The sequence below is a fragment of the Kitasatospora sp. NPDC098652 genome, assembly GCF_044760155.1.
Lineage (GTDB): Bacteria > Actinomycetota > Actinomycetes > Streptomycetales > Streptomycetaceae > Kitasatospora.
In genome coordinates this window covers 821682-829158 of record NZ_JBIWAQ010000001.1, presented here as the reverse complement: position 1 = coordinate 829158, position 7477 = coordinate 821682, and the positions used below count along the sequence as shown (strand labels likewise).

The window sequence follows — 7477 nt, the reverse complement described above, 5'->3', positions numbered from 1 at the left end:
TACGCCGGCCGCCCCCGCGGCCCCGCCGGTGGGGGGGCGGCCCCGCCCGGCCCGGGGGTCCCCCCCGGGGCCGTGCCCCACCCGGGGGGGCCCGGGGCCCCCCCCTGGGCGGCCCGCCGGCCCTCCCGTCGTGGCTCAGGCCCCGGGCGTGGACCGCGGGCCCGGGCGGCGCCGCCGCACCACGGCCGGCTCCTCGGCGGCGTCCGGCTTCGGCGTCCGGTCGACCAGGGCCGCCAGCGCCGCGATCGTCGGGTGCTCGAAGCAGGCGCTCAGCGGCAGTTCGACGCCGAGGTCGCGGTGGATCTCGGCGAGCATCCGGATCGCGGCCAGCGAGTGGCCGCCGAGGACGAAGAAGTCGTCCTCGATCCCGATCCGCTCGGTCTCGAACAGCTGCTGCCAGATCGCGGCCAGCGCCCGTTCGGTGGCGGTGCCCGGCGGGGTGCGGTGGCCCTCGGCGCCCTCCTCCGGCGGGATCAGCAGCGCCTTGCGGTCGGTCTTGCCCGAGGGCAGCGTCGGCATCGCACCGAGCACCACGAACCGGGCCGGCGTCAGGGCCCGGGGCAGCGAGCGGGTGCAGTGCGCCCGCAGCTCGGCAGGGGTGGGCCGGGCGGCCGGGTCGGCCGGGTCCGCCGGGGAGACGAAGGCGACCAGGCGAGGCCCGGAGGCCGCCGAACGGTCCACCACCACGGCCGAGTTGGCGACCTTGCGGTGCGCCCCGAGGACGGACTCGATCTCGCCGAGCTCGATCCGCACCCCGCGGATCTTCACCTGCCCGTCGCTGCGCCCCAGGTAGTGCAGCTCGCCGTCGGGCGTCCACCGGGCCAGGTCGCCGGTGCGGTACATCCGCTCGCCGGGCGCGCCGTACGGGCAGGGCAGGAAGCGGTCCGCCGTCAGGTCGGGGCGGCCCAGGTAGCCGCGGGCCAGGCTCGCCCCGGCGAGGTACAGCTCCCCGGTGACGCCCGGCGGGACGGGGCGCAGCGCCGCGTCCAGGACGAACAGCCGGGAGTCGGCGATCGGTTCGCCGAGCGGCGGCCCGGCCGCCGGGCGCAGCGGGCCCGACAGGGTGCCGAGCACGGTGGTCTCGGTCGGCCCGTAGGCGTTGTGCAGCCGGTGCCCGCGCCCCCACTGGTCCACCAGCTCGGTGCCGATCGCCTCGCCGCCGCTGACGATCGCGCGCAGCGCGGGGTAGTCGCGGGCGGGCAGGGCGGCCAGCGCCGTCGGGGTCAGCACGGCGTGGCTGATCCGCCGCTGTTCGAGCAGGACGGCCAGCTCCTCGCCGAGCACCGGGTGCGGGGGCGCCACCACCAGCACGGCCCGGGACCGGAAAGCCATCAGGAGTTCCATCACGTACATGTCGAAGGTGGGGGACACCTGCTGGAGCATCCGGGGCTGCTCCCCGCCGGCCGCCGCGGCGGCGGTCTCGGGCAGCAGGACGGCCCGGTGCAGCTGCTCGGCGAGCGGGGCCAGCCCGGTGTGGGTGACCACCACGCCCTTGGGCTGCCCGGTCGACCCGGAGGTGTACAGCACGTACGCGGCGTTCGCCGGGTGCACCGGGGCGGTGGCCGGGCGCTCGCCGGAGTGCTCGCCGAGCGCGTCCAGCAGGTCGGGGTCGTCCAGCAGCAGGACCGGCGGGGCGTCGGCCGGGAGCGCGGCGGCGCCGTCCTCGTCGGTGACCACCAGTGCGGCCCCGGCGTCCGCGAGGATGAAGGACAGCCGCTCGACCGGGAACCGGACGTCCAGCGGCAGGAAGGCGCCGCCCGCCTTGGCGACCGCCAGTACGGCGAGCACCAGCTCCCCGCTGCGGGGCAGCGCGAGGGCGACGGTGCTCTCCGGTCCGACGCCGCGGGCGACCAGTTCGGCGGCCAGCCGGTTGGCCTGCTCGTCCAGCTCGGCGTAGCTCAGGGTGAGGTCGTCCGTCTCCAGCGCGGGGGCGTCCGGCGCGGCCGCCACCGCCTGCTCGAACTGCTCGGCGAAGGTGGCCGCGCCGGGCCCGGGGAGGCCGGTGCTCCAGCTGCCGAGGACGGCCTCGCGCTCGCCCGGGAGCAGCAGTTCCCAGTGCGAGAGCGGCAGGTCGGGCCGCTCGGTGGCGATCTCCAGGGCGAGCAGCAGCCGCTGGGCCAGGGCGGCCCCGGCGGCCTCGTCGAAGAGGTCGGCGCTGACCGTGAGCACGCCGCTGATGGTGGCGCGGGCGCGGTCCTCGGTCAGTTCCATGGTGAGGTCGAACGGGGTGGCGGGGGTGCCGAGGTCGAAGGGCTCGGTGGGCAGTCCGCCGAGCGCCGGGACCGGCTCGGGCTCGCCGTTGAGGCTGGCCATCACCTGGAACAGCGGGTTGCGGCCGTGCCGGCGGGGCGGGTTGAGGGCGGTGACGATCTCGTCGAAGGGCAGGTCCAGGTGGTCGTGGGCGGCCAGGTTGGTCTCCCGCACCCGGGCGATCAGGGTGCGGAAGCTCGGGTCGCCGGAGGTGTCGGCGCGCAGCACGGCGGTGTTGATGAAGCAGCCGACCAGGTCGTCCAGCGCCTGGTCGGAGCGGCCCGCGGTGGGGGTGCCGAGCGGGATGTCGGTGCCGGCGCCGAGGCGGGTGAGCATCGCGGCGAGGGCGGCCTGGAGCACGATGAAGACGCTGGCGCCGTGCTCGTGGGCGGCCGCGGTGATCCGCCGGTACAGCTCGGGGCCGGCCTCCACCCGGGTGGGCAGGCCGCGGAAGGTCGGCGTGGCCGGGCGCGGGCGCGCGCCGGGCAGGGCGAGCTCCTCGGGGAGCCCGGCCAGGGTCTTGGTCCAGAACTCCAGGCTCCGGCCGAAGGGGCTGTCCGGATCCTCGGCCCGGCCCAGCTGCTGCGCCTGCCAGAGCGCGAAGTCGGCGTACTGGATGGGGAGTTCGTGCCAGTCGGGGGCCCGGCCGGCGGCCCGGGCGGCGTAGGCGGTGGCCAGGTCGCGGCAGAGCGGGGCGAGCGAGAGGCCGTCGCAGGCGATGTGGTGGACGTCCACCAGCAGCACGTGGGAGCGCGGGCCGGTGCTGAACACGTGCAGCCGCAGCGGGACTTCGGTGGTCAGGTCGAAGGGGGTCTCCAGCGCGTCCCGCAGCGCCTGCTGGAGGCCGTTGGGGTGAACGGCACTGGCCCGGACCACCTGGGCGACGGCCTCGGGCGGCTGCACCGACTGGCGCGGCGCGCCCGCGTCGGCGGGGAAGACCGTCCGCAGGATCTCGTGCCGGCGGCCGAGGTCCGCGGCGGCGGCGGCGAGCACGGCGAGGTCCAGCTCGCCCTCGATCCGCACCGCCAACGGCATGTGGTAGAAGGCCTGTTGCTGCCCGAGCCGGTTGACGATCCAGATCCCGCGCTGGGCCATCGACAGCGGCAGCAGCTCGGGCCGGGGTCCGGTGGCGGCCGGGATCGCGCTGCGGGCGGGCGTCTCGGCGGGCGCGGCGGCGGCCTCGTCCAGCAGCTTGGCCAGGTCGGCGAGGACCGGGGTCCTGAGGACGTGGCGGACGGACAGCTTGACCGACCACTGCCGGCGGATCCGGGCGACCAGCCGGGTGGCCAGCAGCGAGTCCCCGCCGTCGCGCAGGAAGTCGGTGTCCCGGCCGACCTTCTCGGTGCCCAGCAGCCGGGACCAGATCGCGGCCAGCGCCCGCTCGGTGGCGGTCGCGGGGGCGGCGGAGCCGTCGGTGGCCGGCCGGGCCTGCTCGGCCCGCTCCGCCGGCTCGACGGCGTCCTCGACCCGGCCGTCGGCCAGCACCCGGGCCCGGCGCCCGCTCGGCTCGCCGGCCAGCAGCAGCTTGCCGTACACCCCGGTGGGCGCCCGGTTGCCGTAGCGGTCGCGGACCTCCGCCTCGACGCCGTCCACCTCGGCCGGCCCGTGGGCGCCCAGCGCCACCGCGCCGACGCTCGCCGCGCCCTCGGCCAGGAAGGCCTCCAGCAGGGCCAGGTAGTCGGCGGCGAGCCGCTCCACCGTCTCCCGCTCGAACAGGTCGGTGGCGTAGTCGAAGGCGAAGCCGACCTCGTCCGCGGTGTAGCTCACCGCGAGCTCCAGGTCGAACTTGGCGGAGTCGTTGCGCATCTCCACGATCTCCACCGCCAGGCCCGGCAGCTCCGGCGGCGGCACCACCTGGTTGACGCTGCACATCACCTGGAACACCGGGTTGCGGGACGGGTCCCGGACCACGCCGAGCGCCTCCACCACCCGGTCGAACGGCACGTTCTGGTTCGACAGCGCCTCCGCCGCCACCGTCCGTACCTGGCCGAGCAGTTGGCGCAGGGTCGGGTCACCGGCGAGGTCCACCGGCACGGCCAGGGTGTTGGCGAAGTAGCCGATCACCGGCTCCCACTCGGCCCGCGGCCGGTTGGCCACCGGCACCCCGACGACCACCCGCTCCTCGCCGTTGTAGCGGTGCAGCAGCGCGGCCAGCACCGTCACCGCGGTGGCGAACAGCGAGGCCTCGTGCCCGGCGCCCCAGGCGGCCAGCCGCCGCTGGAGGTCGGCCGGGACGGGCACCGTGACGCTGGCGCCCTCGCCGCTGAGCAGCACCGGCCGCGGCAGGTCGGCCGGGATCCCGGCCTCCTCCGGCAGCCGGGCCAACTGCTCGCGCCAGAAGGCCAGCTGGCCGCGGTAGAGCTCCACGGTGGCCGGCTCGGCCTCCCAGGCCGAGTAGTCGGCGTAGCGCACCGGCAGCGGCGCCAGGCCGGCCGGCGGGCCGCCGACCCGGGCGGTGTAGCAGGCGCCCAGCTCCCGGAAGAACAGCCCCTCCGACCAGCCGTCGGTGATCGCGTGGTGCATGGTGACGGCCAGGTGGTGGACCGGCGCCGCCCCTTCCGTACCGGAGCGGATCAGCTTCGCCCGGAACAGCGGCCGGCCGGCCAGGGCGAACGGGAGCCGGCTCTCCTCCTCGATCAGCGCGATCACCGCCGGCTCGCCGAGCTCGGTCAGGTCCAGCTGCTCCCACGGGAGTTCGTCCGGGTCGAGGAGCAGCTGGAAGACCTCGTCCTCGTCACCGGCGAAGGTGGTGCGCAGGCCCTCGTGCCGGGCCACCAGGTCGCCGACGGCCAGCCGCAGCGCCCCGGTGTCGAGTTCGCCGACCAGCCGGAGCCGGAACGGGACGTTGTAGGTGCTGTTGGGGCCGTTCAGCTGCTCCAGGAACCAGAGCCGCTTCTGCGCCAGCGACGCGGGCTCCCGCCCGTCGCCCGGGCGGGGGGCCGGGACGGCGGCGGTCGCGGGGGCGGCGGCCGCGGAGCCCGCCTCCTCCGCCAGCGCCCGGGCGAAGACGGCGTCCAGTGTGGCGCGGCCGACCGCGTCGGTGTCGTTCACGAGACCTTCTGGCCTTCCTGGTCGTGGGGGTTGCGTACGGATGCCCCGCCGGGCGGGTCGCTCCGACGGGCCGTCAGGCGGCGGCGGGCGCCGGGGCGGGGACCTCGGTGGGGATCCCGGTGGCGCCGCGCACCGGGGAGAGGGCCAGCAGGACGGCGGCGATCCCGATGCCGCCGGCGCAGACCACGATCGCCCACTGGGTGCCCAGCCAGCTGCCGAGCGCGCCGCCGGCCATGGCGCCGAACGGCGTGCCGGCCATCACGATCATCCGGGTGGAGGCGTTCATCCGGCCCTGCATGGCGTCCGGGGTGATCGCCGACCGGTAGCTGCGGATGTTGACGGCGCTGGCGATCACCAGCACGGCGTAGGCGACCTGGACGAACATCAGCATCGCGAAGGCGATGACGGTGGGCATCACCGTCGCGGCGGGGATGACCAGTTCGACGCCGGTCATCGCCACCGTGCACCAGACCACCATCCGGCCGAAGGGCAGCAGCTTGCCCAGCCGGGCCGCGAACAGGGCGCCCAGCAGCGAGCCCACGCCGGTGCCGGCCAGCAGCGCGCCGACCAGGATGCCGGGCAGGTCCAGGGTGCGGGTGATGAACACCAGGAACACCGGGTCGATGGCGATGGCGGAGAAGTTGATCAGGAAGGTGACCAGCACCAGGGTGCGCAGGGTCGCGTTGCCGAAGATGAAGGAGAGGCCCTCGCCGATCTCCTTCCACATCGAGGAGGGCGGGCCGTCGGCCGGGCGCTCCGGCACCGGCTCCTTCTTGCGGATGCGCAGGGTGCAGGCCGCCGCCAGCCCGAAGGCGAACACGTTGACCATGATGACGACCGGGCCGGTGAGCAGCTGCACCAGCAGGCCGCCGAAGGTCCGACCGCCGATGTTGGAGACCGAACTGCTCATCTCCAGCTTGCTGTTGCCCTCGACCAGGTCCTCGCGCTCGACCAGGGCGGGCAGGATGGCGGCGTTGCCGATGTCCGAGACGGTGCTGCAGGCGCCGGTGCCGAACACCACCACGAGCAGCAGCGGGACGCTCAGCAGGTCCGCCCAGGACAGCAGCGGGACGGAGAGCAGGATCAGCGAGCGGACGGCGTCCGCCGCCACGATGATCATCTTCTTCGGCCGCCGGTCCAGCCAGACCCCGACGAACAGGCTGATCAGCAGGTAGGGCAGGAACTCGGTGGCCAGCAGCAGGCCCATCTGGAACACCGAGGCGCCCAGGCTGACCGCGGCGATCAGCGGGACGGCCACCGCCACCATGTTGGTGCCCAGCATGGAGAGCGTCTGGCCGGCCCAGAGTCTGCGGAAGTCCGCGTGGTCCCACAGTCCGTCGAGCTTCATGCCGCCGGTCCTTCCGAGGTCATCGCGCGGCCCATCAGGTCGAGCAGCGGTTGCGGGGCGGCCAGGAAGGCGTGGTGGCCGCCGTCCAGCAGGTGCCGGTGGTGCCGGGCCGCCGGGACGTACCGGCTCCAGCCGCCCAGCTGCTCCGGGCGGATCTCCACGTCGTGCCGCCAGCCGACCGAGTGCACGGCGCAGGCGAGCGGCTCGGGGGCGTCCAGCCGGTAGCGGCGCTGGGCGGCGAGGTCCTCCTCCAGCACGTCCAGGGCCACGTCGAGGAAGTCCGGGTCCATCCTGGTCCCGGCGGCCTCGGCGAGCAGGTTCAGCTCGACCGCGAGGTCGTCCCGCTCCAGCCACAGCCAGCGGCCGAACGGGTCCTCGTCGGGGGCGAGTTGGGAGGACATGAAGAGCGCGGTCAGCTCCCTGCCGTGGACCCGCTCCAGTTCCAGCGCGGTGGCGAAGGCGGACAGCGCGCCGCCGCAGTGCCCGAAGAAGCCGGTCGGGCGGTCCACCAGCGGGGCCAGCGCCGCGGCGGCGGCCGTGGCCAGGTTCTGGTAGGTGACCGGGTGCGGCTCGCGCAGGCGGTTCTCCCGCGCGGGCAGCTGCACCAGGCACACCTCGACCTCGCCGATCCGCTCGGGCCAGGCGCGGTACATCGACGCGCCGGTGCCCGAGTACGGGAAGAGGAAGATCCGTGCCGGGGCGTCCTCGGATGGGGGGCGGAACAGCCATTTGCCCGCGTCGGTCTGCATGGCGCCGTGAACTCCTTGTTCCCGTCGATTCGGTGGTGGGGCGGTGGTGCGGGGGCGGAGCGGTGGTGCGGGGCGGAGC

The 7477-nt window shown here is 75.3% G+C and carries 3 protein-coding genes; all 3 read right to left on the bottom strand.

Annotated features, from left to right (window positions below; genetic code table 11):
• Positions 1-135 precede the first annotated feature (135 nt).
• On the bottom strand, positions 136-5301 hold the full coding sequence (locus ACIQWA_RS03550) for an amino acid adenylation domain-containing protein (protein WP_402477568.1): 5166 nt from the start codon (positions 5299-5301) through the stop codon (positions 136-138).
• Positions 5302-5374: 73 nt separating this feature from the next.
• A complete protein-coding gene (locus ACIQWA_RS03545) occupies positions 5375-6649 on the bottom strand; it encodes an MFS transporter (RefSeq protein WP_402477565.1) in 1275 nt (424 codons plus the stop codon).
• Positions 6646-7398, bottom strand: a complete 753-nt coding sequence (locus ACIQWA_RS03540) for a thioesterase II family protein (protein ID WP_402477563.1) — start codon at positions 7396-7398, stop codon at positions 6646-6648. The genes ACIQWA_RS03545 and ACIQWA_RS03540 overlap by 4 nt, the downstream gene beginning before the upstream one ends.
• Positions 7399-7477: the final 79 nt, after the last annotated feature.

Bases quoted from the DNA above. Each gene is read 5' to 3' on its own strand.
- ACIQWA_RS03545 (WP_402477565.1), bottom strand. From the start codon at position 6,649: ATGAAGCTCGACGGACTGTGGGACCACGCGGACTTCCGCAGACTCTGG.
- ACIQWA_RS03540 (WP_402477563.1), bottom strand. From the start codon at position 7,398: ATGCAGACCGACGCGGGCAAATGGCTGTTCCGCCCCCCATCCGAGGAC.